The sequence below is a fragment of the Myxococcus qinghaiensis genome, assembly GCF_024198215.1.
Lineage (GTDB): Bacteria > Myxococcota > Myxococcia > Myxococcales > Myxococcaceae > Myxococcus > Myxococcus qinghaiensis.
Map to the genome: position 1 here is coordinate 437,101 of NZ_JAKCFA010000008.1, position 22,534 is coordinate 459,634.

A 22,534-nucleotide genomic window follows, 5' to 3' on the forward strand; every position below is an offset into this window, starting at 1 on the left:
TTCCGTCAACATGATTGGGTCTCCAGGGGGACAGCCCCACCAGAGGTTGATGATCCGATGAAGGCCGGCACCCTCCCCTCTCCAGAGCCCGTTCCCAACCGCACCACGACGGACCCGGCGCGCCCTCTGGGAGGCAGCCGGCCCGCCACGGGTGCGGCGCCGCAGCGCGTGCTGCTGGTGGACGACAGCCGCTCCATCCGGACGCTGCTGAAAATCTACCTGATGGCCCGCAACTTCGAGTTCCTGGAGGCGGAGTCCGCCGAAGAGGGCCTGAAGGTCGCCGAGGCGGAGACCATCGACCTCATCCTGACCGACTTCCACATGGACGGGATGAACGGCGCCGACTTCGCGGCGCAGATTCGCGCCAACGCCAACCCCAAGCTGGCCAAGGTCCCCATCCTGATGATGACGGGAGACCCGAACGTGGCGGAGGTCCGCGCCCTGGGTCAGAAGGCCGGCATCAGCGCCTTCGTCCGCAAGCCGGTGAGCTGCGCGCAGCTCATGACGCTGGTGGACACCATCCTCCCGCTGCCGCGCAAGTAGTCGCCCACAAGGGCTCGCGCCGTCACTCACGCCGGGTTCCGGGCCGCCGAAGCGGCGCGGGCCCGGCGTTTTCGCATCGCCTCTCCCGCGCGCACCGCGAACAGCAGGGCCAGCACCGCGCCGTAGATGAGCGGCTCCGTGACGTCCTGCTTCACCCGCCACACGAAGTGCACCACGCCCAGCACCGCGGCCACGTAGGCCAGCCGGTGCAGGCGCTGCCAGCGCGGAAAGCCCAGCCGGCGCACCCAGCGGTTCGTGGAGGTGACGGCCAGCGGCACCAGCAGCACCAGCGCGGTGAAGCCCACGGTGATGAAGGGGCGCTTCACCAGATCTTCCAGCAGCGCCTTCAGCGACAGGCCCTGATCCAACACCAGATACGTGAGGAAGTGCGCGCACGCGTACGTGAAGGCCAACAGGCCCAGGGTGCGGCGGATGCGCACCGGCCACGTCCACCCGGAGACGAGCTTCAGCGGCGTGCACGCCAGCGACGCAATCAACAGCACCAGCGCGAGCAGCCCCGTCTGGTTGAGCGCCGCCTCCACCGCGTTGGGCCCCAGCGCGCCCTGCGGGCCCTGCACGGCGAGGAGCGCCAGGGGCGCGAGGCCCCCCACGGCGAGCGCGGGGTTGAGCCAGGGATAGGGAGGCGAGGCCATGGCTCAGTAGTTCTTCCGCAGGTCCAACCCCGTGTAGAGGTGGGCCACCTGCTCGGCGTAGCCGTTGAAGGGCAGCGTGGGGCGGCGCTCCAGGCCCTCTCCGATGCGCCGCTCGGTGGCCTGGCTCCAGCGCGGGTGCGCCACGGCGGGATTCACGTTGGCGTAGAAGCCGTACTCCTCGGGCCCCGCGAGGTTCCACGTGGTGAATGGCTGCTCGCGCGTGAGGCTGATGCGGACGATGGACTTGATGCCCTTGAAGCCATACTTCCACGGCACGACGAGCCGCAGCGGCGCGCCGTTCTGCGCGGGGAGCTGCCGGCCGTACAGGCCCATGGCCATGAAGGTGAGCGGGTGCATGGCCTCGTCCAGCCGCAGCCCTTCCACATAGGGCCAGTCCAGAACCCCGCGCTTCTGGCCGGGGAGCTGCTCCGGGTCCATCAGCGTGGTGAAGGACACGTAGCGCGCGTGACTGGTGGGCTTCACGCGGGAGAGCAGCGCGGCCAGCGGGAAGCCCAGCCACGGAATCACCATGGACCACGCCTCCACGCAGCGCATCCGGTAGACGCGCTCCTCCATGGAGAACCAGGAGAGCAGCTGGTCGATGTCCACCGTCTGGGGCTCGTGCACCTCGCCGTCGATGGCAACGGTCCACGGCCGGGGCTTGAGGTAGTGCGCCAGCCGCGCCGGGTCGTTCTTGTCCAGGCCCAGCTCGTAGAAGTTGTTGTACGTGGTGACGTCCTCGTACGGCGTGCGCGGCTCGTCCGTGTCGAACTCGCTGGACGCCTTCGCCACAGGCCCCGTCACCGCCCCCGCATCCGGGACATAGGCGTCCATGGCGCGGCGCTGCTTGCCACTCAGGAGGTACAGGCCTCCCGCGACAGCGGCGGCGGTGCCGGCGAACAGGCCCGCGTTCTTCAACAGCTCGCGGCGGCGCAGGTAGAGCGGCTCAGGGGTGATTTCGGAGCCGGGCGGCTCCACGGGCGGCTTGTCGCTCATGCCCCTTTATAACGGGCCAACCCGTCCGGCCGTTACATCGCGAGACGCTGGCGAGGCCCGGGACTCCTCCGCTCGGGCGTCCTTGACCCGCCACAGCCGCCACCAGGGCGTACCGGGGGACTGGTGGTGCTCCCAGTGGTAGCCGAAGAAGAAGCACGACAACATGGCCCACAGGTGGTTGCGCGGCAGGGTGCGCGCGTGGTGGGGCGCCATGTCCGGCGTGTCCGGGCGGCGGTGCGGCTGGTAGGTGCCGAAGTAGAAGAGCTGCAGCGTGCCCAGCACGGCGGGCAGCACCCAGAACGCGAGGATGCGCGGCTGGGAGACGCCCATGAAGACGAAGATGTTGAACTTGGCCGCCATCACCCCCAGCTGGGGCAGCGTGGTGTAGCGGGCCATGAACGTGCCCAGCCAGGGCCAGAAGGACTGGGTGCGCGTGGAGAAGTCCGGATCCGCCTCGCCCGTGGGCTGCGCGTGGTGGGCGTGGTGGTTGAGCACCAGTCGGCGATACGACAGGCCGGCGAAGAGGAAGCAGGCGACGGTGCCCACCGTCTCATTCACCCAGCCCTGACGGGCCACGGTGCCGTGCATGGCGTCATGGCCGGTGATGAACAGGCCGGTGCACAGCCACCCCTGGAAGGCGACATGCAGCCAGGTGAGCGGGGAGTCCCAGGGCAGCTCGGGCGACAACAGCATCCACGCCAGATGCGTCCCCCACGCGCCAATGAGGACGAGCGCGACGAGGACGCCCCAGGGTCCGAGCGGGTCCGAGCGATAGCGGGCCGAGTTCTCCATCTCTCCTGACTCATGGGGCCGGTCCGCCCGAAACGCACGGGAAACCCACCGTGCGTGGGGGCGGACCAGCGAGCGTGGCTACTTCCGCACGCCGGCGTCGGTCGCGGGTGCGGTCGCCTCGCGAACGAGCTCCTCCGCCGTGACGTAGTGGGGCGCGATGTCCACCGGCACGTCCTTCAGGCGCTCCAGCACCTTGCGCACCGGAGGCCGCACCACGCCCATCTTCGCCAGCAGGGCCTCCGCGGCCTTCCTGTCTCCCTTCCCCTGGATTTCCATCAGCTGCTTCGTCAGGGAGGTGACGGACTGCTTCATCTTCTCCGGCACCACGGAGAAGGTGCCATCCGCGTTGACCTTCACCGCGCCGGTGTCGAGGAAGTGATTGAGCTGCAGGGCCACGCCCTTGCCGTGCGCCTCGTCCGTGCCGAAGCGGATGGAGCGGAACGCGGAGGCCAGGAACGTCGTGTACATGGTGCGGCCCATCGCCTTGTCGATGACGCCCGTGTCCATCAGCCGCTGGAGCGCCCACAAGCCGGAGATGTCCGCCTTGGCCTCCTCGAGCGCGCTGGAGGCCACCTGGAGCGCCTGCCGCACCGTCGTCGCCTTGCCGGCCACGGTGATGTTGTGCGGCCCCAGGCCGTGCATCAGCTCGTGCATCAGGATGTGCGTGAAGAAGGCGTCGAAGGCGACGTCCTGCTGGTCCTTCGCGGAGAGCGCCACCTTGGCGATGGGCACCAGCACGCGCTCGAACTTGGCCTCCTGCACGTTCTTCAGCATGACGCGCTTGGAGCCCATGGCCTCCGTGACGCGCTCGTCGTTGGGCAGGTTGTACGCCGCCGTCTGCACGCCGCGGTTGGCGTCACCGGAGGAGTACAGGCTGTTGACGACGCGGATGGGGGCCAGCGCGCCCAGCTTCGGGTTGCGCAGCTTCGGGTCGATGGGGAGGTTGCTCTCCAACTCCTGGAGGTGGTCGCTGAACTTCGACAGCTTCCCCGTCTCCGCGTCGTCGCGCAGGCCCACGAAGGCCTCGAAGGCGGCCTTGTAGTTGAACCAGCCGTCCTCGTAGACCTCGTAGGGGCCGACGGTGGGCTCGATGCTCGCGTCCAGCTTCATCCAGGCGACTTCGCTGGCGTAGTAGTCGTTGGACAGGAACGCGTCCGCGCGCGAGGTGAGGAACGCCTTGAGCGTGGGCTGCTTCGTCAGCGCGGCGGCCTCGCGGAACAGGGCCGCGGCCAGCGCCAGCTCGCCCTGGTACTCCACGCTGTACGGCACGGTGATGAACTTGCCGTCGGTGCCCTTGCGGATGGTGGTGTAGAAGCCCGTGGCCTCCTTCTGCTGCGCCTCGGGCAGCGCCTTTATCCAGGCTTCGACTTCCGCCTTGGTGGAGCCGGCCGGGTAGAAGTTGCCGGCCTCCGGCTTCGGGGGCACGCCGGGCAGGAAGGGCCGGCCCTCGTCGAGGCTGTTCCACGGGCCCTTGTCCAACAGGAACGCGTGCAGGCGCGCGCGGCCCAGGGGCGACTCGTCCTTCAAGAGGTTCAGCAGCACCGTCTCGCTGCCCGCCCAGCGCTGACGCAGGAACAGCGCGTCCATCAACTGCGAGGCCTGGACGACGCGGGCCAGCGCGCGGCGCTCGTTGTCGGGCAGGGCCTTCAGGTCCACCCGCAGCTCCACCGGAGCGAAGCGCGCGGTGAGCCGCTGCAGCTCCGCGGCGTCGGGGAACGAGGTGGGGACTTTCTCCTCGGCGACAGCGGAGCCGGACAGCAGCACCGCCCCGAGCAGGGACAGGAGGGTTCGGTTCATAACCCTTCCCTACTCCAACCCCGTGCGCCCTCCCAGCACCGCGTCACACCCGTGCACGTCAGAACATTTCAACCGGACGGTCCCCAGAAACGTGACGCGACGCGCGTCGGAGCGTGCTGCCAACATGCGACAGCCCTGGATTCCCCAGGTTCCGGGAGCCCGTCGTCAGGCGGGCTCATGAGGATGCTTGCGATGACGACGAACCGACTCTCTCTTCTCTCCCGGTGGCGCGCGGCGCTGTGCCTGCTGGCCGGGCTCACCGTGGGCCTCTCGTCAGCCTCCGCGCACGCGGCGGACGAGGTGAAGCTGCTCAAGGCCGTGAGCACGGTGGGCAGCCGCTATGGGCAGACGTGGCAGGACGTCACCTACCTGGTGGTGGTGAAGAACCTGGCCTACGAGAAGCAGGTGGCCATCCACGACAAGCAGCCCGACGGCACGTGGACGGACCTGGCCGCCTCCTACGCGGGTGACGCGGGCGCGGGGTACGAGCTGTGGAAGGTGACGCGGCAGTACCAGAGCTGGGGGACGACGCCCCAGCCGACGCGGGACTTGGAGTTCGTGGCGAAGTTCACCGCGAACGGCCAGACGTACTGGGACAACAACGGCGGGGCCAACTACCACCTGGGCCGCGCGGACGGGCCGCTCCTGCCGCGCTCCAACGTGCTGGTGGCCACGAGCTACTGGCAGGCCAACGGCGACGTGGACATCGGCATCGACGTGAAGAACCTGTCCTATTCCAAGAGCGTCACCGTGGTGTATTCCACGGACGGGTGGGCCACCTCGCACGAGGTCGCCGCCACCTTCACCTCCGGGTACACCGTGGGCTACTCCTACGTCTCCAGCCCCAACGCCCAGGGCGTGGAGCGCTGGCTGGCCCGGATTCCCGCCGGGACGGCCACCCCGGCCTTCTACGTCCGCTATGAGGTGAACGGACAGACGTACTGGGACAGCAACTTCGGGTACAACTACCCGCCCATCTACCCTCCCCTGTAGCCCACTCGAGGGGGAACCCGGGGGCCAGGCCTTCACGGGCCCGGCCCGGAGACAGGCTCCCGGGCGCCCTCCCCTCGACAGGCTGTTTTCCATGGTTATGGGGAGACGACGCTTTGCCGCCCACCCGGGCGCCCGGAGGCCCTGTACCCATGACCGTCGAAGCTTCCCCCCAGCGGGAAACCCACGCCTTCCAGGCGGAGATCAACCAGCTCCTCAGCCTGGTCATCAACTCGCTCTACAGCCACAAGGAGATCTTCCTGCGGGAGCTGGTGTCCAACGCCTCGGACGCGCTCGACAAGCTGCGCTTCCGCGCGATTACGGAGCCGGAGCTGCTGTCGGACGCGCCGGAGCTGGAGCTGCGCATCATCCCCGACGCGGAGAAGAACACGCTCACCATCGAGGACACCGGCATCGGCATGTCCCATGACGAGCTGGTGAAGAACCTGGGCACCATCGCCCACTCCGGCTCGCGCGAGTTCCTCCAGATGGCGACCCAGCGCGGGCAGAAGGACGTGCAGCTCATCGGCCAGTTCGGCGTGGGCTTCTACAGCGCGTACCTCGTCGCGGACCGGGTGGAGGTCGTCAGCCGCGCGGCGGGCAAGGACTCGCAGGCGTGGAAGTGGTCTTCCGAAGCCCACGGCTCCTTCACCGTGGAGCCCGCCGAGCGCGCCGCCCGGGGCACCTCCGTCATCCTCCACCTGAAGGAGGACCAGAAGGAGTTCCTGGACGAGTGGCGGGTGCGCTCGCTCATTACGCAGTACTCCGACTACGTGGGTCACCCCATCAAGCTCCAGGTGAAGAAGACCACCGGAACGGGGGACGACGCGAAGACAGAGGCCGCGCTGGAGGTGGTGAACAAGGCGAGCGCGCTGTGGCAGCGCGCGAAGAGCGAAATCACCGACGCGCAGTACCAGGAGTTCTACAAGCACCTGACGCACGACTGGGACGTGCCGCTGGCGTGGACGCACTTCAAGGCGGACGGCAACCAGCAGTTCACCGGGCTGCTCTTCGTGCCGAAGAACCCGCCGTTCGATTTGAACGCGCAGCAGCAGCGCGGGGTGCGGCTGTTCGTCAAGCGCGTGTTCATCATGGACCGCTGCGAGGAGCTGGTGCCGCAGTGGCTGCGCTTCGTGCGCGGCGTCATCGACTCGGATGACCTGCCGCTCAACGTGTCGCGCGAGCTGCTCCAGGACTCGCAGGTGGTGCGCGCCATCCGCAAGCACGTGGTGAAGAAGGCGCTGGACCTCCTGGAGAAGCTGGCCAAGGACAAGCCCGAGGACTACACGACGTTCTGGAAGGCCTTCGGCACGGTGCTCAAGGAGGGGCTGGCCACCGAGGCCGAGCACAAGGACAAGCTGGGCGGCCTGTTGCGCTACGAGAGCTCGCGCGACGAGGGCCTCACGTCACTGGCGGACTACGTGTCGCGCATGAAGGAGGGCCAGGAGGCGCTCTATTACATGTACGGCGAGTCCCGGAAGGCGGTGGAGGACAGCCCGCATCTGGAGGCGTTGAAGCAGCGCGGCTACGAGGTCCTCTTCATGACGGACCCGGTGGACGAGTGGGCCGCGCAGGGCCTGCGCGAGTTCCAGGGCAAGCCGCTGGTGTCCGCGCTCCAGGCGGACCTGAAGCTGCAGTCCACCGACGAGCAGAAGAAGGAGCACGAGCAGAGCGCGGAGGGGCTGAAGGGACTCACCGCGAAGATGAAGGACGTGCTCCAGGACTCGGTGCGCGAGGTGCGGGTGTCGGACCGCCTCACGGATTCGCCGGTGTGCCTCGTGGTGCCGGAGGGCGGCTCGCCCGCGTACCTGGAGCGGCTGCTCCAGCAGCGGGGCAAGGGGACGCCGCGCGTGAAGCGCATCCTGGAGATCAATCCCAAGCATCCGGTCATCGAGCACCTGAAGTCCGTGCACGAGAAGGACCCCGCGCAGGCGCAGGTGTCCGAGTGGATTGAGCTCTTGCACGACCAGGCGCTGCTCACCGAGGGCAGCACCATCTCCGACCCGAACCGCTTCGCGCGGCGGCTGACGTCGCTCCTGACGCAGGTGGCGGGTCAGGCCGCGAAGGCGCCGGTGCCCGAGGTTCCGGCCCCGGCGCCCACGCAGGCCGCGAGCTGAGAAGGCCATGACCATGGACCTCCGCCCTGCTTTTCCGGGGCTGGAGGTCCGTGGCGGGCCTGTCGCGCCGACGTCTGGTGGACAGCGCCAGCGACCTTTCGCGCAAATCGGGGCCGCCCCATTAGACAGCCATGTGAGTGATAGGGAATGATGGCCGGATGTCCCGAACCTCCTTCGCCGTCTTCACTTGCGACATCCTTCCGACGGCGGCCCCCTCGGCGCGCGCCGCCATCCAGGGAGTGGTCCGAGCCGAGCTCATCAAGCCCCTGCGGCGCGTGCGTCAGCCGCTCGGCAACCAGTGGTTGGTGCGCTTCGATGACGGGGGCTTCAACGCCTTCGTCCTGGTGATGAGCACGCTGCGCGCGCGTCATCCCGATGCCTTCCGCTATCTGGTGGTGGGCTGGAACGACATGGGCTCGGTGGCGCTCTATCCGTTGGGTGGGGCCGCGCCCACGACGCTCAGCCTGGTGACGGCGATGGCGGCCGTGGCCTCCGGCGCGGACGAGCTGGCGGCGCCGCTGCTCCTGGCCTCCGGGCCGCTGACCGCGGACTCCTTCCCGTTGCAGTGGACGGAGGAGGCGAGCGACGCGGAGGACCTGCTGGGCGCGCCGACGTCCCGGACGAAGCGACTGGCCCCCACGGGCCCCCGGCGCCAGGTGGGGCGTCCGAGGAGCGCGCCCGTGGCGGCGAGCGTCGGGGTGGCGGAGGTCGCGGTGCGTGAGCCCGCGCCCGTCGAGGCCGCGCCCGTTGCCGCGCCCACGGTGAGCGCGGCTCCGGCGGTTGAGGAGACGACGGGACGCGCGCGGAAGAACGCCCGACGCAAGGCTGCCGGTGGCAAGGCGCGTGGGAAGCAGGCCGCGGAGCGCGCGGGTGCGAAGGCGCGGGGCAAGAGCGCCGCGAAGAAGGCCCCCCGGGCGGAGCTCGCGGCGGCGGCGGCGAGTCGGCGCAAGCCCAAGGCGACCAGCAAGCGGTCCGGCGGAGCGCTCAGCCGCAAGCGGCGCGGCGCCACGGTGAGCGGCAAGCGCTCCACGGCGGGCAAGTCGGCGCCGAAGGCCAAGGCTCCTCGCGGGGCGGCGAAGCGCAAGGGCAAGAAGGGCGCTCGCTGAGCCGTGGAATGAACGCCGCGCTCGTCGAGTCGAAGCCGAGCGCGGCGCTACGAGTACAGCCCCAGGTCCGTGAGTACGGCCTCGGCCGCGCGCCGACCCGAGCCCAGCGCGCCATGAATCGACGCGCTGTCGCGGTGGTCACCGCACACGTAGAGCCCGGGTGACAGTCGGACCGGACGGTGTGGCGGCTCCAGCGCCTCCACCGTCTGCGCTGGCAGCGCGAACGGCAGCGAGTACGTTTTCAGGTGCCGCCACTCCGCCACACCCGCGCCGAACCACGCCTTCAATTCCTCGCACACCCGCGCGCGCAGCGCCTCCACATCCGAGGACACGCCCAGCGCGGACACGGACACCAGGGCCTGTCCTCGCGGCGCATACGCCGGGGACACCTCGCTCATCACCGCCACGTTGTTCACCACGCCGCGGCCCTCGCCATTGAGCATCAGCCAGGGCCCTTCCACCGGAGGCGCGGGCGCGGCGAAGTAGAAACACGTCACCGCGTTCATCAGCGGCACCGGCATTCCAGGCAGCAGCCGCGCCGCGGCCGGCGGGTCCGTGGCCACCACCACCGCCTGCGCTCCCAGCATCTCTCCATCCACGAGCCGCACCCGGTGCCCCCACACCTCCGCCACGGGCGTGTGCCCGCGCAGACAGCCCGGAGGCAGCTTCGCGGCGAGCTGCTCGGGAATCGCGCCCATCCCCTGCTCCGGCACCGCCGTGTCACCCGAGGCGAACATGCGGAAGACGAACTCGAGGAACCGGCTGGACGTCATCAGCGAGCGGTCCAGGAAGACGCCCGCCAGGAAGGGCCGCAGAAACCCCTCCACCATCTCCTCCGTGAAGCCCAGCTCCTCCAGGTAGCGCCGCGACGTGCGCTGGGGACGCAGCCACACGTCCACCTCCTCGCCCGAGCGCGCCTGCTGCCGCAGCTCCAGCACCCGCAGCTTGTCCCAGAAGGTGCCGACCGAGTCGAACAGGTGCGCGAGCGCCGTCACAGGCTGACGCAGCGGGTCCACCACCGTGTGCAGTCGCCCGCCCCTCCACACCTTCGCTCCAGACACGAAGCGCCGAAGCTTCAGCGCCGCGACATCCAGCGCCCGCTGACCTTCCGGGTACGCCGTGAGGTACACCTGGAAACCCCGGTCCAGCAGGAAGCCCTCGTGCACGTCCGTGCGCACGCGGCCTCCGGGTTCCGCGTCGGCTTCCAGGAGCATCACTTTCAAGCGGGATTGGACGAGCGCTCGCGCGCACGCCAGCCCCGAGAGTCCCGCGCCCACGACGATGACATCCGGGTTCGACACGCGCTCTCCCACATCCACGCTGGCCCCCCTCCATGCTGGGTCGGCTGGAGCGCGAGCCACAAGTGGCACCGCCGTGCAGGTTGCTCGCGAGCGAACACTGTGCAGAACTGGAAGGCGAGTCCTCGGCGGTCGAGGAGTCACAGCGCCGGGCTTCCCGGCGTCACTTAGCGGAGAGAAAGCGGGTATCCCCATGTTGATCGTGATGCGACCAGACGCGACGGCCCAGGACATCGAGCGTGTGAACGACGAGATCCGCCGTCGTGGCTGGCAACCGCACGCGATTCCAGGGGGCACTCGCACGGCCATCGGCATCACCGGCAACCCCGGTGCGGTGGAGCCAGAACCCTTCCGAGTGCTGCCCGGCGTCGCGGACGCCGTCTCCATCTCCCAGCCCTTCAAGCTCGTCAGCCGCGAGGTGAAGCCGGAGGACACGCAGCTGCGCGTGGGCGGCCTCACCATCGGCGGCGCGTCGTTCCATGTCATCGCCGGCCCGTGCTCGGTGGAGTCGCGCGAGCAGATTCTCTCCACCGCGCACGCGGTGAAGAAGGCGGGCGCCACCATGCTGCGCGGCGGCGCGTTCAAGCCGCGCACCAGTCCCTATGAGTTCCAGGGCCTCAAGGGTGACGGCCTGGCGCTGCTCATGGAGGCGCGCAAGGAGACGGGCCTGCTCGTCACCACCGAGGTGAAGGACACCGCGACGCTGGACGCGGTCGACGAAGCCACGGACATCCTGCAGATTGGCGCGCGCAACATGCAGAACTTCAGCTTGCTGGAGGCGGTGGGCGAGCGCCGCAAGCCGGTGCTGCTCAAGCGCGGCATGTCCGCCACCATCAAGGAGCTGTTGATGGCGGCCGAGTACATCGTCGCCCGAGGCAACACCCAGGTCATCCTCTGCGAGCGCGGCATCCGCACGTTCGAGACGATGACGCGCAACACGTTGGACTTGAACGCCGTGCCCATGCTCAAGCAGCTCTCGCACCTGCCTGTCTTCGTGGACCCCTCGCACGGCATCGGCGTGCGCAAGGCGGTGCCCGCGATGATGCGGGCGGCGGTGGCGGTGGGGGCGGACGGCATCATCGTCGAAGTGCACCCGGACCCGCCGCGCGCGAAGTCGGATGGAGCCCAGTCGTTGGACTTCCCCGAGTTCGAGAAGTCCATGAATGAAGTGCGAGCGATTGCGCGGGCGATGGGCCGCGAAGTCGTGTCGCTGGGATAGGCGATGACACTCAAGGAAGCGCTGGGCAAGGTGGTGAGCCGGCGCGACCTCACCCGCGAGGAGATGGCCCGGGTCATGGGCCTGATGCTCGCGGGAGAGGCATCGCCTGCTCAAGTGGGGGCGCTGGCGACGGCGCTCAAGATGAAGGGGGAGACGGAGGACGAAATCCTCGGCGCGGCGGAGGCCATGCGGGCCTGCGCTACGAAGCTGTCTCCCCGGGCGGAGGTGGTGCTCGACACCTGCGGCACCGGGGGTGATGGAGCGCACACCTTCAACATCTCCACCGCGGTGGCCTTCGTGGCCGCCGGGGCGGGGGTGACGGTGGCCAAGCACGGCAACCGCGCCGTCTCCAGTCGGTGTGGCAGCGCGGACGTGCTGGCCGCGTTGGGTGTCTCCATGGAGCGCCCGCATGAGCGCGTGGCGCTCGACATCGACGAGCACGGGGTCGGCTTCCTCTTCGCGCCCTCGCATCACAGCGCGCTGAGGCACGTGGCGCAGGCACGGCGGGACATGGGCTTTCACAGCATGTTCAACCTGCTGGGCCCGCTGACCAACCCGGCCGGTGCGCGCTACCAGTTGCTGGGCACCTTCGACGGCAAGCGCGTGGAGCAGACCGCGCGCGTGCTGGGACGACTGGGCAGCCGGCGCGCGTGGGTGGTGCATGGCCACGACGGGCTGGACGAAATCTCGCCCTGCGCGCCCACCGAGGTGGCGGAGCTGCTTGAGGACGGCACGGTGCGGGTGTTCACCGTGAGGCCTCAGGACGCGGGGCTGGACGTGGTGCCTCGCGAGGCCATCGCGGGCGGCGACGCGGACGAGAATGCACAGCGGTTGCGGGCGCTGCTGGCCGGAGAGCGCTCCGGGCTGCGCACGGCGGTGTTGCTCAACGCGGCGGCGGCGCTGGTGGTGGTGGGTCAGGTGTCGGACCTGCGCGAGGGCGTGCGGAAGGCGGAGCACGCCATCGACTCGGGGGCGGCGGCGCGCAAGCTGGCTTCGCTCATCCACGGGGCCGTGTCGTGAGCGGGGCACAGTCGGGCAGCACCCCGTCTCCGGCCGCGCCGGGGACGCTGGACCTCATCATGGCGCGCAAGCGACGGGAGCTGGCCCTGCGGCCTCCCCTGTCGCCGCGCGCGCGTCCCGAGCCCCGTGACTTCGCGGACGCTCTTCTGCGACGAGCACCGGGGCGCCTGGTGAGCGTCATCGCGGAGGTCAAGCGCAAGAGTCCCTCCGGGGGCGCGTTCCCCCATGCGGACGTGGTGGCGGTGGCCCGGGCCTATGAGGCCGCGGGGGCCAGCGCCATCAGCGTGTTGACGGACGGGCCGGACTTCGGCGGCGCGCTGGAGGACCTCGTCGCGGTGCGAGCGGCGGTGTCGGTGCCGGTGCTGCGCAAGGACTTCCTCGTCGCGGCGCGCGAGGTGGAGGAGAGCGCGCTGTGGGGTGCGGACGCGGTGCTGCTCATCGCGGATGCGCTGGAGGATGGCGAGCTGCGGGAGATGCTGGCCACGGCGCGCGCGGTGAAGGTCGCCGCGCTGGTGGAGGCCCACACGGAGGCGCACGCCGAGCGAGCCCTGGCGGCGGGCGCGGAGCTGGTGGGCATCAACAACCGGGACCTCGCGACGCTGAAGACGGACGTGGGCACGGCGCTGCGGGTGATGCCTCGCTTGCGTGCCCGTGCGCGCGCGCTGGTGGCCGAGAGCGGGCTCAAGTCCGTGACGGAGCTGGTGGCGGCGCGCGAGGCCGGAGCGGACGCGGTGCTGGTGGGCGAGTCGCTCTTGCGCGACGCGGAGCCTGGAAGGGCACTGCGGCGGCTGCTCGGCGAGGAAGGCCTGACACCGTGAGCGTCCGGGTGAAGGTCTGTGGCGTCACCCGGCTGGAGGATGCGCGAGGCGCGTGGGAGGCGGGCGCGGATGCGCTCGGGCTCAACTTCTACGCGCGCTCTCCCCGGTGCGTGGACGTGGCCATGGCGGCGGTGCTGGCACGCACCCGGCCTCCGCTGGGCGCGGTGGTGGGCGTGTTCGTCAACGCCTCGCCGGACGACATCCGGGCGAAGGTGCGGGAGTGCGGCCTCACGGCGGTGCAGCTCCATGGGGACGAGCCGCCGGAGGCCTGCTCGGGCTACGGGGTGCCGGTCATCAAGGCGCTGAGGGTGCAGGGGCCGGATGATGTGACGCGGGCACGGACGTATCTGGGAGTGGGAGATGTGGCCGGGCTGCTGCTGGATGGGGCGGCGCCGGGGTATGGCGGGGGCGGCGTGGGCTTCGACTGGTCGCTGGTGGCGGGGCTGTCGGGGTGTGGCGTGCCGGTGTTGGTGGCGGGCGGGCTGAAGCCTTCCAATGTGGCGGAGGCGGTGCGCGCGACGCGGCCGTACGGAGTGGACGTGGCCAGCGGGGTGGAGTCGGCCCCGGGCATCAAGGACATGGACGCGGTGCGCGCCTTCGTGCGAGCCGCGAAGTCCATCAACCTCTGGGAGTGACAGGGATGAACACGGAGACTGCCGCTGGTCGCTTCGGGCGCTTCGGCGGGCGCTACGTGCCGGAGACGCTCGTCCCGGCGCTGATGGAATTGGAAGAGGCGTACGCGGCGGCGCGCGCGGACCCGACGTTCGACGCGGAGGTGGCGCGGGTGCTGCGCGAGTTCGTGGGCAGACCCACGACGCTGACGCCCGCGCGCCGGCTCACCGAGTCGTGGGGAGGCGCGCACGTCTGGCTCAAGCGCGAGGACCTGGCGCACACGGGCGCGCACAAAATCAACAACACCGTGGGGCAGGTGCTGCTCGCGAAGCGCATGGGCAAGCAGCGCATCATCGCGGAGACGGGCGCGGGCCAGCACGGCGTCGCGACGGCCACCGCGTGCGCGCTGTTCGGCCTGCCGTGCGAGGTGTACATGGGCGCGTTGGACGTGGAGCGACAGGCGCTCAACGTCTTCCGCATGCGCGCGCTGGGCGCGGTGGTGCGTCCCGTGGAGTCGGGCTCGCGGACGCTGAAGGACGCGATGAACGAGGCGATGCGCACCTGGGTGTCACAGGTGTCGGACACGCACTACGTCATCGGCAGCGCGGCGGGGCCGCATCCGTACCCGACGGTGGTGCGCGACTTCCAGGCCATCATCGGCAAGGAGCTGCGCACGCAGGCGCAGGCCGCGTTCGGGAAGCTGCCGGATGCGATTGTAGCGTGCGTGGGGGGTGGCTCGAATGCGATTGGCGTGCTGCATCCCTTCATCGGCGACGCGAGCGTGCGGCTCATCGGCGTGGAGGCCGGAGGGCATGGACTGGACTCGGGTCAGCATGGCGCGTCGCTGACGCTGGGCTCGGAGGGCGTGCTGCACGGCTCCCGCTCGTTGGTGTTGCAGGACGGGGACGGACAGATTCAGGAGGCGCACAGCATCTCGGCGGGCCTGGACTATCCGGGCGTGGGGCCGGAGCTGGCGCACCTGGCGAAGACGGGGCGGATGGAAGTGCGCACGGCCACGGATGACGAGGCGCTGGCGGCGTTCTACGAGGTGGCGCGGATGGAGGGCATCCTTCCGGCGCTGGAGACGTCGCATGCGTTCGCGCGCGGCAAGGAGCTGGCGCGGGAGCTGGGCGTGGGCAAGTACCTGGTCATCAACTGCTCGGGCCGAGGGGACAAGGACGTCGCGACGATTTCCGCGCGAGGCGTACCTCCCGCGGTGGGGGTGAAGGCGTGAGCGGCGATATCGCGAAGGCCTTCGCACGGGCGAAGGCGCGGGGCGAGGGCGCGCTGGTGGCGTATGCCATGGCGGGAGACCCGGACCTGCCGCGCTCGGTGGACGTGTTCACCGCGCTGGTGGAGGGTGGCGCGGACATCGTCGAGGTAGGCGTGGCGTTCAGCGACCCCATCGCCGACGGGCCTGTCATTCAAGGGGCGTCGGAGCGCGCGCTGAAGGCGGGGTCGACGCTGAGGCGTGTGCTGGAGGAGGTGGTGCCGGAGGTGCATCGGCGCTGCCCGGAGACGCCGCTGGTCATCATGACGTACGTGAACGTCATCATGGCGATGGGCGAGGAGCGCTTCGCGAAGCTGGCAAGAGAGCGCGGCGTGTCGGGCGCGATTCTCCCGGACCTGCCTCCCGAGGAGAGCGGAGCGCTGCGCGCCACGTTCGACGCGGCGGGCGTGGACCTGATTCCGCTGTGCGCGCCCACCACGCCGCGGGCCCGGGCGGAGGCCATCGCGAAGGACGCGCGCGGCTTCGTGTACTGCGTGTCGGTGGCGGGCGTGACGGGCATGCGGGCGGAGCTGCCGCCAGATTTGTCGCAGCGCTTGGACCTGGTGCGCAACGCTTCGCCGGTGCCAGTGGTGGCGGGGTTCGGCATCTCCAGCGCGGACCAGGCGCGGACGTTGTCGGCGCACGCGGACGGAGTGGTGGTGGGCAGCGCCATCGTTCGCGCCGCGCACGCCGATGGACCTCAGGCCGCGAAGGCGCTCTGCGCTGAAATCAAGCGCGGCCTGAAGCGCTGAGCTGTCGCACCGCGAGCACGGAGGCAGGCGTGAGCCCATGCGGCGCCGCCTCCGTGCCCCGTCGACGCTCTCGGTGGCCGGCTCCTTCATGAACGTGGAGCCGCCCCCCTCACGCGGACCGCGCTCGTCGCCCGCGAGCCACGGCCATCCCGAGCAGTCCCAGGAACGTCAGCGCGGAGACTCCCAGTCCCCACCGCGCGGGCAGGTCTCGGTAGGCCATCGTCACCTGATGGCGGCCCGCCTTCACTGGCACGGCACGCACCGCGACGTTGGCTGGAAGAATCGAGGCCTCCACGCCATCCACCGACGCGGTCCATCCCGGGAACCACGCGTCATTCACGACGAGCACCGCGTCGCGAGGGCTCTCCACGTCAAAAACCAGGGTCTCCGCCTCGTACCGCTCCACCCTCACCTTCCCTCCCACGACAGCCGTGTCCCCTGGCGCCAACCCAGGCCCGGCCTCACCACACTCGACGAGCGCCACCTGACCGGAGCGAACGAGCGCGTCCTCCAGCAGCGGCATCGCGGCCTCATACGAGTCGACACAGCGCGCATTCGCCAGGAACGCACGCGGCAGGACGCCAGGGTGCTCCACCATCACCGCCCCCAGCGAAGCATCCGCGCCCACGAGCTTCTTTCCGGCAGCCTCGAGCGGCTTCCACTCGATGAACGGGTGGACCGAATACGCCACCGAGAACAGGGGGGCTCGCACGAGGAACCATGGCGTCACTTCCTCGACGACAGCGCGCACCCGCCGGCTCCCGGCGGGCAGGTTCACCTCCGCGCTCTCCAGTCCCCACAAGCCCGGCGTGTCCGGCATGAGCGTCTGCACCGCGCCGAGCGAGCGCCGCTGCAGCGCATCGAGTCCCTCTATCTTCGACGTGAGCGTACCCACGTCATAGTGCGAGGCGACCCGGACGGGCACCCGTTCCTCCACCCGAGGCTGAGCAAGGATGTGCTCGACGAACGGGGGCGGCGTGGACAGCACCTCGGGCGTGAGCAACTCATAGAGCCCCTCACTCGCCACGGCGCTCGACATGAACTGCGTCACCAGCAACACCCCAGCGCTCCAGCGAGGCTGAAGCACGCAGACCCAGCAGAGCGCCGCGCCCGCAGAGGCCACGAGACAGACGACGACGAACCGCGACGAGAGCAGCTCACGCAGGTCCTGCGGCATCTCCGGCCAACGAGGCACCAGCAGTCCCGAGGTGAAGGCCTGACCAAATCGCTCGGCCGCGGCGAGCACGAGACACCCGCCCACCACCGTCACCGCCAGCCGGAGAAATGCTCGCCGAGCCTCACCCTGGAACACACCCTTCCATCCCAGGGCCGCCAGGAAACAAACCCCCAGCCCCAGGAAGGGAACGAGCTTGGAGGGATAGCGGAACACGCGCCACGGAGGCACCCACGCATATGCGGCTTCGTAGAGTGGTAGCGCGGGCCCAAGCGCAAGCCCCAGGACAAGCAGCCACACGCTCCCCCACAGCCACAGCCGCCGTGAACGACGATATCGCCACGCCCCCGTCCCCGCCAGGAGGAGCACGGGCACCCCCAGGTGGATGGAGTTCACCCAGAAGCTCGCGAAACCCGAGGGAGCCAGCCGCGTGACGACAGCCTTCGACACCTCCGGTGCCTGCGCGGGAAACACCAGATACGGCCCCAGCAACGGCTCGAGCAGCCGCAGGGGATGCAGGGCGAACTCCTGCGCGATATCGAGCGTCCGGCCTCCCGCTTCAGCCGTCCGCATCAAGGACACGGACGAGAACAACTGCGGCGCGGCCAGCAGCGTCCCCACCCCGAGCGTCCCCGACATGGCCAACAGCCGGGAGCGCCGAGCAACCGCGGGCCCGGAGAGCGCGAGCAACACCACCAACCCATACGTCACACAGAAGGCCTGCACGTCCCCCGCGAACAACACGAGCGAGAGCAACGCTCCCGCGAGCAGCAACCGCCCCGGCCCCGGCGCGCGAAGCTGTCGCTCAGCGGCCCACAGCGCCCATGGCACCGTGGCCGCGGCCATCAGGTAGCAGAGGTTGTTGGTGATGCAGACCAGGTAGCCGCTGAAGGCATACGCCATCCCCGCCAGGAACGCGCCCGGCCGAGGCACCTCCCACAGCCGCGTCAGCGCATACGTTCCCAGCAGCGCGGACGGGAAACACAGCAGGATGTTCGCGTTGAAGGCCTGGTCCAGCGAGAGCAGCAGGTACAGCAGCTTGCTCGGATGAAAGGGCGCGACGACCAGCGTGCCCGCGTAGGGCTGACCGAACCCATCCAGCGTCAGCCACTCCGGAATCCGGCCCGCCAGCACCGCCTCGCTCCAGACATGGAACACCGGCAGGTAGACGTACAGCGAATCGCGCGCGCTGAACATCTCCCCCGTGAGCGGCACACGGTAGAAGTAGAGCGCCGTCAGGCCCAGCGCACAGGCCACCAGCAACAACAGCTCGGACCGCGCGGAATGGACGCGCGCGCCCCGCGGCGGCTCACTCGAAGGAAGGGAGGGTGAAGTGGATTCTGGCGATGACACGCGAGCAGCCCTGGGCGAGGCATCGCCCGGCGCGAGCATAGGTCAGGACCCGCCCGGCACGGCAGAAGCACCGCACCTCCTCATCTCACGAACTCACGGCGTCGCCGAGCGAGCCTTCTCCCAGATGGCCCGATAGTCATACGTCGAGTAGAACTCCGTGCGGAACGCGCCCCACGCGCCCTTCTCGAACGCGAGGTTCACCTCTCGCAGCTTCTCGGGAGGCAGCCGCACGGTGACGACCTGTCCCACGCCCATCATCACGTACCAGGACACCACCTCCACGCCGGGCGGCGGGAAGCTCTTGCGAAAGCCCGTGCGGTCCAGGTGCGCGTTGATCTCCTCCAACGTCTTGCCCTGGTCGTGCTTCATGAAGATGGTCAGCAACATCGTGCCGTCCGTGCTGGCCCCCTTCCCTGCTGGCGCCTGCGCATGTCCCGGCAGGGCCAGCGTCGAGGCCAGCAGCAATGCGAGGACAGTGGAGGCGTGGGGCAACGGGCGGAGGTGACGCATGCGTGACTCCTCAAGGGGAACGTGAGCCACCCCAGGGTGTAGTGGACGACGCACGGGTTCAAGCCTCGCGCATCCGTCGTTTGACAGCGGACCGGACGCTCCGAGGACTGTCCACTCGAGGCCTGGCGAAACACGGAGCGCGCACCAGGCACCGGGGGGATGGCACAATCCGATGCATGAAAACACGGGGCCCCCAGGTGGTGCTCGTCCGTCACGGTGAGACGGCATGGAGCCGCAGTGGCCAGCACACGGGGCGCACGGACGTCCCACTGCTGGAGGACGGTCGGAAGATGGCGGCGCTGCTCGGCTCACCGCTGCGCGCATGGACCTTCGCCCAGGTGTGGACCAGCCCCCTGAGTCGCGCCTTCGAGACCTGCGCGCTCGCCGGCTACGGCGACGCGGCCCAGCGACGCGATGACCTCATGGAATGGGACTACGGCGACCACGAAGGCCGCACCGGCGCGGAGATTCGCGTGGAGCATCCCGGCTGGACGGTGTGGAAGGACGGCGTGCCCCACGGAGAGACGGCGCAGCAAGTGGGCGCTCGCGCGGACCAGGTCATCGCCGACGCCCGCGAGGAGAAGGGAGACATCCTCATCTTCTCCCACGGACACTTCCTTCGAGTGCTCGCCGCGAGGTGGCTGGGCCTCCCGCCGGGTGATGGCCGCCTGTTCCTGTTGAGCACCGGCTCCATCAGCGTGCTCGGCTTCGATGGAGATGCCGCCCAGCCGGCACTCGCCAGCTGGAACGACACCACCCACCTCAAGGGGTGAGCCACGCCACGCGGCGCGGGCTCAGCAGTCTCCGCAGCTCAATACGGAGCCGCTGGTCTGCTCGTAGTCCGTGCACGAGGCACCGGCCGGGTTGAAGCAGACGCGGTAGCGTTCCTGAGAGCCCATGAGCGCGGGCATGGGCTCGCGATAGAGGGTTCCGCAACACGGGGGCAGCAGGTCCGCGCCCTCCTTCGCGGGAGGCGCCTCGGCGGCGACGCCATTCGGACAGCCCCAGGGGTTCTCCTCGCAGACCCAGCGCATGCCGCAGGCGGAGTTGTTGCCGCAGTAGCTCCCGCCGGTGGCGTACCAGGGAGACCAGTTCGCGCAGGAGTCGTAGCCCGGGCACATGCCCAGCGCCGAGTCCACGCTGGTCAGCTCCAGCTCCTCCATCGGTACGCCCTGGCCACCTTCGGCGGACGACGCACCACCGCACGCGCCCAGCAGCAGCGCGCCGAACACCACGGCAAGACCGCGCGACACCACGCTTCGGTTTCTCATCGAGGCTCCCTTCCGGCGCCGACCCCGGGAGGGGGCCTCGGTCGCCGGAAGGGCCGATGCTATGCGTGCGGGTTTTCACCCTCAGGGGCCTTGCGGAGTCTCAATCCAGACAGAGTCAGTCGAGCGACAATGACCCAGCCCCGCGGGGCGATTCCCCTCGCTACAGGCGTCCCTCCAGGAAGTTCTTCACCAGGGTGGGCCCTTCGGGAGTCAGCACGCTTTCGGGGTGGAACTGGAAGCCCACCACGGGCTTCTCGCGGTGGCGCAGCGCCATGATGAGCCCGTCCTGGCTCCACGCGATGGCCTCCAGCTCTTTCGGCAGCGAGGACGCCTCCACGATGAGCGAGTGGTAGCGCGCGGCCTGGAAGCCCTGGCTCGCGCCGGTGAAGACGCCCGAGCCCGCGTGCTGGATGCGCGCGGACTTGCCGTGCACCGGCTCTGGAGCGCGGATGACGTTGCCACCGAAGGCCGCGCCAATGGACTGATGCCCCAGGCACACGCCGAGCACCGGCACGCGAGCCTGGGCAATCGCGGCCACGCTGACCCCGGCCTCGTGCGGCGTGCAGGGCCCCGGTGAAATCACCAGGTGCGAGGCCCCCTGGGCCGCGACGCCCGCGACGTCGAGCGTGTCGTTGCGCACCACCTTCACCTCGGCACCCAGCGTGTAGAGGAGCTGGACCAGGTTGAAGGTGAACGAGTCGTAGTTGTCGATGACGAGAATCACCGGCCACCTCCCTCGCGAGCCAGCCGGAGCGCGGCGGCCATGGCACCCGCCTTGGCTTCCGTCTCGTCGGCTTCCTTCGACGGCACCGAGTCCGCTACCAGTCCCGCGCCCGCGGTCCACATGGTCCGGTCTCCGTCCACGAAGAAGGTGCGCAGGGCGATGGCCACGTCCAGCGTGCCGCAGAAGGACAGGTAGCCCACCGCGCCCGAGTACGGCCCGCGCCGCTGCACCTCCAGCTCGTCGATGATCTGCATCGCGCGAATCTTCGGCGCGCCAGACACAGTACCCGCGGGGAAGGTGCTGGCCAGCGCATCGAGCGCGTCGAACTTCGAGTCCAGCTTCCCTCGCACCTGCGAGACGATGTGCATCACGTGGCTGTAGCGCTCGATGACCATCAGGTCCTCCACGCGCACCGTGCCCGGCGCCGCCACGCGGCCCACGTCATTGCGGCCCAGGTCCACCAGCATGATGTGCTCGGCGCGCTCCTTCTCGTCCGCGAGCAACTCCTTCTCCAGCGCCAGGTCCTCCGCCTCGGAGGCCCCGCGTCGACGCGTGCCGGCGATGGGACGCACCACCACGTCGCCATCTCGCACCTGCACCAGCAGCTCCGGCGACGCCCCCACCAGCGCGCGCGCCTCGCCCAGCTCCACCAGGAACAGGTACGGCGAGGGATTCACGCGGCGCAGCGCGCGATAGAGCGACAGCGGAGGCGGCGCGCCTCGCGACTCGAAGCGACGCGCGAGCACCACCTGGAAGATGTCGCCCGCGCGGATGTACTCCTTCGAGCGCTCCACCGCGGCCTCGTAGCCAGCGCGGTCCCAGCAAGCCACGGGGCTCTCCCCCTTCATGCGCGGCGACGGCGCATAGGCCTCCTGCGGCAACGGCTTGAGGAGCCGGTCGGCCATGGCCTGCGCGCGGTCCTCCGCGTCCTTCAGCGCGACGGCCACGCTCGCGTGGAGCGAGGGCCGGGCGATGGCGGTGACCTTGAGCGTCCCCGTGCGCGAGTCGTGGGTGACGAAGTCCTCGGAGATGAGCCACTCGGAGTCGGGGAAGGACGTGTCGCGCGGGTGCCGGTCCGGAACGGTGGGCTCCATCCACGAGACACAGTTGTAGCCCATGTACCCCACGAGCCCGCCGAGGAACGGCGCCTCACCGGGGAGTCGGGCCACGGCGAGCTCGCGCCACAGGGAGCGCAGCACGTCCATCGGCTTGCCCTCGCGTCGCTCCTCGCGCGAGCCACGCCACACGGTGGCGCCATGCGAATCCAGTCGCACGCGACCCGCGGCGTGGGTGCCCACGTGGCTGTAGCGCCCGAAGCGCTCGCCGCCGTAGCACGACTCGAGGATGAAGCCGCGCGAGCCTCCGCCCAGCTTCAGATACGCCGACAGCGGCGTGTCGAGGTCCGCCGGCAACTCCACCGAGACCGGCACTGCCTCGCCCTGCTCCGCGCGCTGGCGGTAGGCCGCCTTCCGCTCCTGTGCATCCATGGTCATGACCTCTCCCCCGCTACCGCATTGTC

The 22,534-nt window shown here is 69.8% G+C and carries 21 protein-coding genes; 11 read left to right on the top strand and 10 right to left on the bottom strand.

The annotated features are described in order from the left end of the window. Positions 1-57: 57 nt before the first annotated feature. Complete coding sequence (locus tag LZ199_RS17815; protein WP_253994900.1) at positions 58-543, top strand: response regulator; 486 nt, start codon at positions 58-60, stop codon at positions 541-543. 26 nt (positions 544-569) lie between these two features. On the opposite strand, the gene LZ199_RS17820 is transcribed toward LZ199_RS17815, so the two are convergent. The 4 genes from LZ199_RS17820 to LZ199_RS17835 all read right to left on the bottom strand — a co-directional run bounded on the left by LZ199_RS17820 (position 570) and on the right by LZ199_RS17835 (position 4,781). Continuing rightward, positions 570-1,196: a protein-methionine-sulfoxide reductase heme-binding subunit MsrQ gene (locus LZ199_RS17820; protein WP_253994901.1), complete on the bottom strand. Its 627-nt coding sequence runs from the start codon at positions 1,194-1,196 to the stop codon at positions 570-572. A 3-nt stretch (positions 1,197-1,199) separates the two neighbouring features. Further along, positions 1,200-2,192 (bottom strand): protein-methionine-sulfoxide reductase catalytic subunit MsrP, encoded by a 993-nt coding sequence (gene msrP, locus LZ199_RS17825; protein ID WP_253994902.1) that lies wholly within the window; start codon positions 2,190-2,192, stop codon positions 1,200-1,202. Positions 2,193-2,198: 6 nt separating this feature from the next. Further along, on the bottom strand, positions 2,199-2,984 hold the full coding sequence (locus LZ199_RS17830; RefSeq protein WP_253994903.1) for a fatty acid desaturase: 786 nt from the start codon (positions 2,982-2,984) through the stop codon (positions 2,199-2,201). A gap of 78 nt (positions 2,985-3,062) precedes the next feature. Next, the gene (locus tag LZ199_RS17835; RefSeq protein ID WP_253994904.1) at positions 3,063-4,781 is read right to left on the bottom strand and encodes a dipeptidyl-peptidase 3 family protein; all 1,719 of its coding nucleotides are present in this window, start codon (positions 4,779-4,781) and stop codon (positions 3,063-3,065) included. Between the two features lie 192 nt (positions 4,782-4,973). On the opposite strand from LZ199_RS17835, the gene LZ199_RS17840 reads away from it, so the two are divergent. From LZ199_RS17840 to LZ199_RS17850, 3 genes are all read left to right on the top strand, one after another. After that, on the top strand, positions 4,974-5,774 hold the full coding sequence (locus LZ199_RS17840) for a CBM21 domain-containing protein (protein ID WP_253994905.1): 801 nt from the start codon (positions 4,974-4,976) through the stop codon (positions 5,772-5,774). 149 nt (positions 5,775-5,923) lie between these two features. Beyond that, positions 5,924-7,888, top strand: a complete 1,965-nt coding sequence (htpG, locus tag LZ199_RS17845) for a molecular chaperone HtpG (protein ID WP_253994906.1) — start codon at positions 5,924-5,926, stop codon at positions 7,886-7,888. Positions 7,889-8,046: 158 nt separating this feature from the next. Beyond that, positions 8,047-8,994, top strand: a complete 948-nt coding sequence (locus tag LZ199_RS17850) for a hypothetical protein (protein WP_253994907.1) — start codon at positions 8,047-8,049, stop codon at positions 8,992-8,994. A gap of 47 nt (positions 8,995-9,041) precedes the next feature. Here LZ199_RS17850 and LZ199_RS17855 read toward each other — a convergent pair whose 3' ends face one another. Further along, a complete protein-coding gene (locus LZ199_RS17855; RefSeq protein ID WP_407667208.1) occupies positions 9,042-10,313 on the bottom strand; it encodes a protoporphyrinogen/coproporphyrinogen oxidase in 1,272 nt (423 codons plus the stop codon). Between the two features lie 172 nt (positions 10,314-10,485). Between LZ199_RS17855 and aroF the strand changes: the two genes are divergently transcribed. The 6 genes from aroF to trpA are packed head-to-tail and all read left to right on the top strand — an operon-like array spanning position 10,486 to position 15,983. After that, on the top strand, positions 10,486-11,511 hold the full coding sequence (gene aroF, locus LZ199_RS17860; protein ID WP_253994908.1) for a 3-deoxy-7-phosphoheptulonate synthase: 1,026 nt from the start codon (positions 10,486-10,488) through the stop codon (positions 11,509-11,511). Positions 11,512-11,514: 3 nt separating this feature from the next. Further along, entirely contained in the window at positions 11,515-12,531 is a 1,017-nt protein-coding gene (gene trpD / locus LZ199_RS17865) for an anthranilate phosphoribosyltransferase (protein ID WP_253994909.1), read from the top strand. Between the two features lie 59 nt (positions 12,532-12,590). After that, complete coding sequence (locus LZ199_RS17870) at positions 12,591-13,349, top strand: indole-3-glycerol phosphate synthase TrpC (RefSeq protein ID WP_253994946.1); 759 nt, start codon at positions 12,591-12,593, stop codon at positions 13,347-13,349. After that, a complete protein-coding gene (locus LZ199_RS17875) occupies positions 13,346-13,984 on the top strand; it encodes a phosphoribosylanthranilate isomerase (protein ID WP_253994910.1) in 639 nt (212 codons plus the stop codon). Before LZ199_RS17870 ends, LZ199_RS17875 begins: the two co-directional genes overlap by 4 nt. Before the next feature lie 5 nt (positions 13,985-13,989). Further along, positions 13,990-15,195, top strand: a complete 1,206-nt coding sequence (gene trpB, locus LZ199_RS17880; RefSeq protein ID WP_176435839.1) for a tryptophan synthase subunit beta — start codon at positions 13,990-13,992, stop codon at positions 15,193-15,195. Then, on the top strand, positions 15,192-15,983 hold the full coding sequence (gene trpA, locus LZ199_RS17885; RefSeq protein WP_253994911.1) for a tryptophan synthase subunit alpha: 792 nt from the start codon (positions 15,192-15,194) through the stop codon (positions 15,981-15,983). The genes trpB and trpA overlap by 4 nt, the downstream gene beginning before the upstream one ends. A 109-nt stretch (positions 15,984-16,092) precedes the next feature. Here trpA and LZ199_RS17890 read toward each other — a convergent pair whose 3' ends face one another. Together LZ199_RS17890 and LZ199_RS17895 are read right to left on the bottom strand one after the other, a co-directional pair. Further along, positions 16,093-18,420, bottom strand: coding sequence for a YfhO family protein (locus LZ199_RS17890; protein ID WP_253994912.1), 2,328 nt, complete (start codon positions 18,418-18,420; stop codon positions 16,093-16,095). Positions 18,421-18,603: 183 nt separating this feature from the next. Then, the gene (locus tag LZ199_RS17895; RefSeq protein ID WP_253994913.1) at positions 18,604-19,020 is read right to left on the bottom strand and encodes a hypothetical protein; all 417 of its coding nucleotides are present in this window, start codon (positions 19,018-19,020) and stop codon (positions 18,604-18,606) included. Between the two features lie 176 nt (positions 19,021-19,196). Between LZ199_RS17895 and LZ199_RS17900 the strand changes: the two genes are divergently transcribed. Then, complete coding sequence (locus LZ199_RS17900; protein WP_253994914.1) at positions 19,197-19,793, top strand: histidine phosphatase family protein; 597 nt, start codon at positions 19,197-19,199, stop codon at positions 19,791-19,793. A 21-nt stretch (positions 19,794-19,814) separates the two neighbouring features. Here LZ199_RS17900 and LZ199_RS17905 read toward each other — a convergent pair whose 3' ends face one another. From LZ199_RS17905 to LZ199_RS17915, 3 genes are all read right to left on the bottom strand, one after another. After that, positions 19,815-20,291: a hypothetical protein gene (locus tag LZ199_RS17905; RefSeq protein ID WP_253994915.1), complete on the bottom strand. Its 477-nt coding sequence runs from the start codon at positions 20,289-20,291 to the stop codon at positions 19,815-19,817. A gap of 160 nt (positions 20,292-20,451) precedes the next feature. After that, positions 20,452-21,015 (bottom strand): anthranilate synthase component II, encoded by a 564-nt coding sequence (locus LZ199_RS17910; protein WP_253994916.1) that lies wholly within the window; start codon positions 21,013-21,015, stop codon positions 20,452-20,454. Further along, the gene (locus LZ199_RS17915) at positions 21,012-22,502 is read right to left on the bottom strand and encodes an anthranilate synthase component I family protein (protein ID WP_253994947.1); all 1,491 of its coding nucleotides are present in this window, start codon (positions 22,500-22,502) and stop codon (positions 21,012-21,014) included. The genes LZ199_RS17910 and LZ199_RS17915 overlap by 4 nt, the downstream gene beginning before the upstream one ends. Positions 22,503-22,534 lie beyond the last annotated feature (32 nt).

Bases quoted from the DNA above. Each gene is read 5' to 3' on its own strand.
- msrP (WP_253994902.1), bottom strand. From the start codon at position 2,192: ATGAGCGACAAGCCGCCCGTGGAGCCGCCCGGCTCCGAAATCACCCCT.
- LZ199_RS17830 (WP_253994903.1), bottom strand. From the start codon at position 2,984: ATGGAGAACTCGGCCCGCTATCGCTCGGACCCGCTCGGACCCTGGGGC.
- trpD (WP_253994909.1), top strand. From the start codon at position 11,515: ATGACACTCAAGGAAGCGCTGGGCAAGGTGGTGAGCCGGCGCGACCTC.
- LZ199_RS17900 (WP_253994914.1), top strand. From the start codon at position 19,197: ATGAAAACACGGGGCCCCCAGGTGGTGCTCGTCCGTCACGGTGAGACG.
- LZ199_RS17835 (WP_253994904.1), bottom strand. From the start codon at position 4,781: ATGAACCGAACCCTCCTGTCCCTGCTCGGGGCGGTGCTGCTGTCCGGC.
- trpB (WP_176435839.1), top strand. From the start codon at position 13,990: ATGAACACGGAGACTGCCGCTGGTCGCTTCGGGCGCTTCGGCGGGCGC.
- LZ199_RS17905 (WP_253994915.1), bottom strand. From the start codon at position 20,291: ATGAGAAACCGAAGCGTGGTGTCGCGCGGTCTTGCCGTGGTGTTCGGC.
- LZ199_RS17840 (WP_253994905.1), top strand. From the start codon at position 4,974: ATGACGACGAACCGACTCTCTCTTCTCTCCCGGTGGCGCGCGGCGCTG.
- htpG (WP_253994906.1), top strand. From the start codon at position 5,924: ATGACCGTCGAAGCTTCCCCCCAGCGGGAAACCCACGCCTTCCAGGCG.
- LZ199_RS17895 (WP_253994913.1), bottom strand. From the start codon at position 19,020: ATGCGTCACCTCCGCCCGTTGCCCCACGCCTCCACTGTCCTCGCATTG.
- LZ199_RS17820 (WP_253994901.1), bottom strand. From the start codon at position 1,196: ATGGCCTCGCCTCCCTATCCCTGGCTCAACCCCGCGCTCGCCGTGGGG.
- LZ199_RS17850 (WP_253994907.1), top strand. From the start codon at position 8,047: ATGTCCCGAACCTCCTTCGCCGTCTTCACTTGCGACATCCTTCCGACG.
- LZ199_RS17815 (WP_253994900.1), top strand. From the start codon at position 58: ATGAAGGCCGGCACCCTCCCCTCTCCAGAGCCCGTTCCCAACCGCACC.
- LZ199_RS17870 (WP_253994946.1), top strand. From the start codon at position 12,591: ATGGCGCGCAAGCGACGGGAGCTGGCCCTGCGGCCTCCCCTGTCGCCG.
- aroF (WP_253994908.1), top strand. From the start codon at position 10,486: ATGTTGATCGTGATGCGACCAGACGCGACGGCCCAGGACATCGAGCGT.
- LZ199_RS17915 (WP_253994947.1), bottom strand. From the start codon at position 22,502: ATGGATGCACAGGAGCGGAAGGCGGCCTACCGCCAGCGCGCGGAGCAG.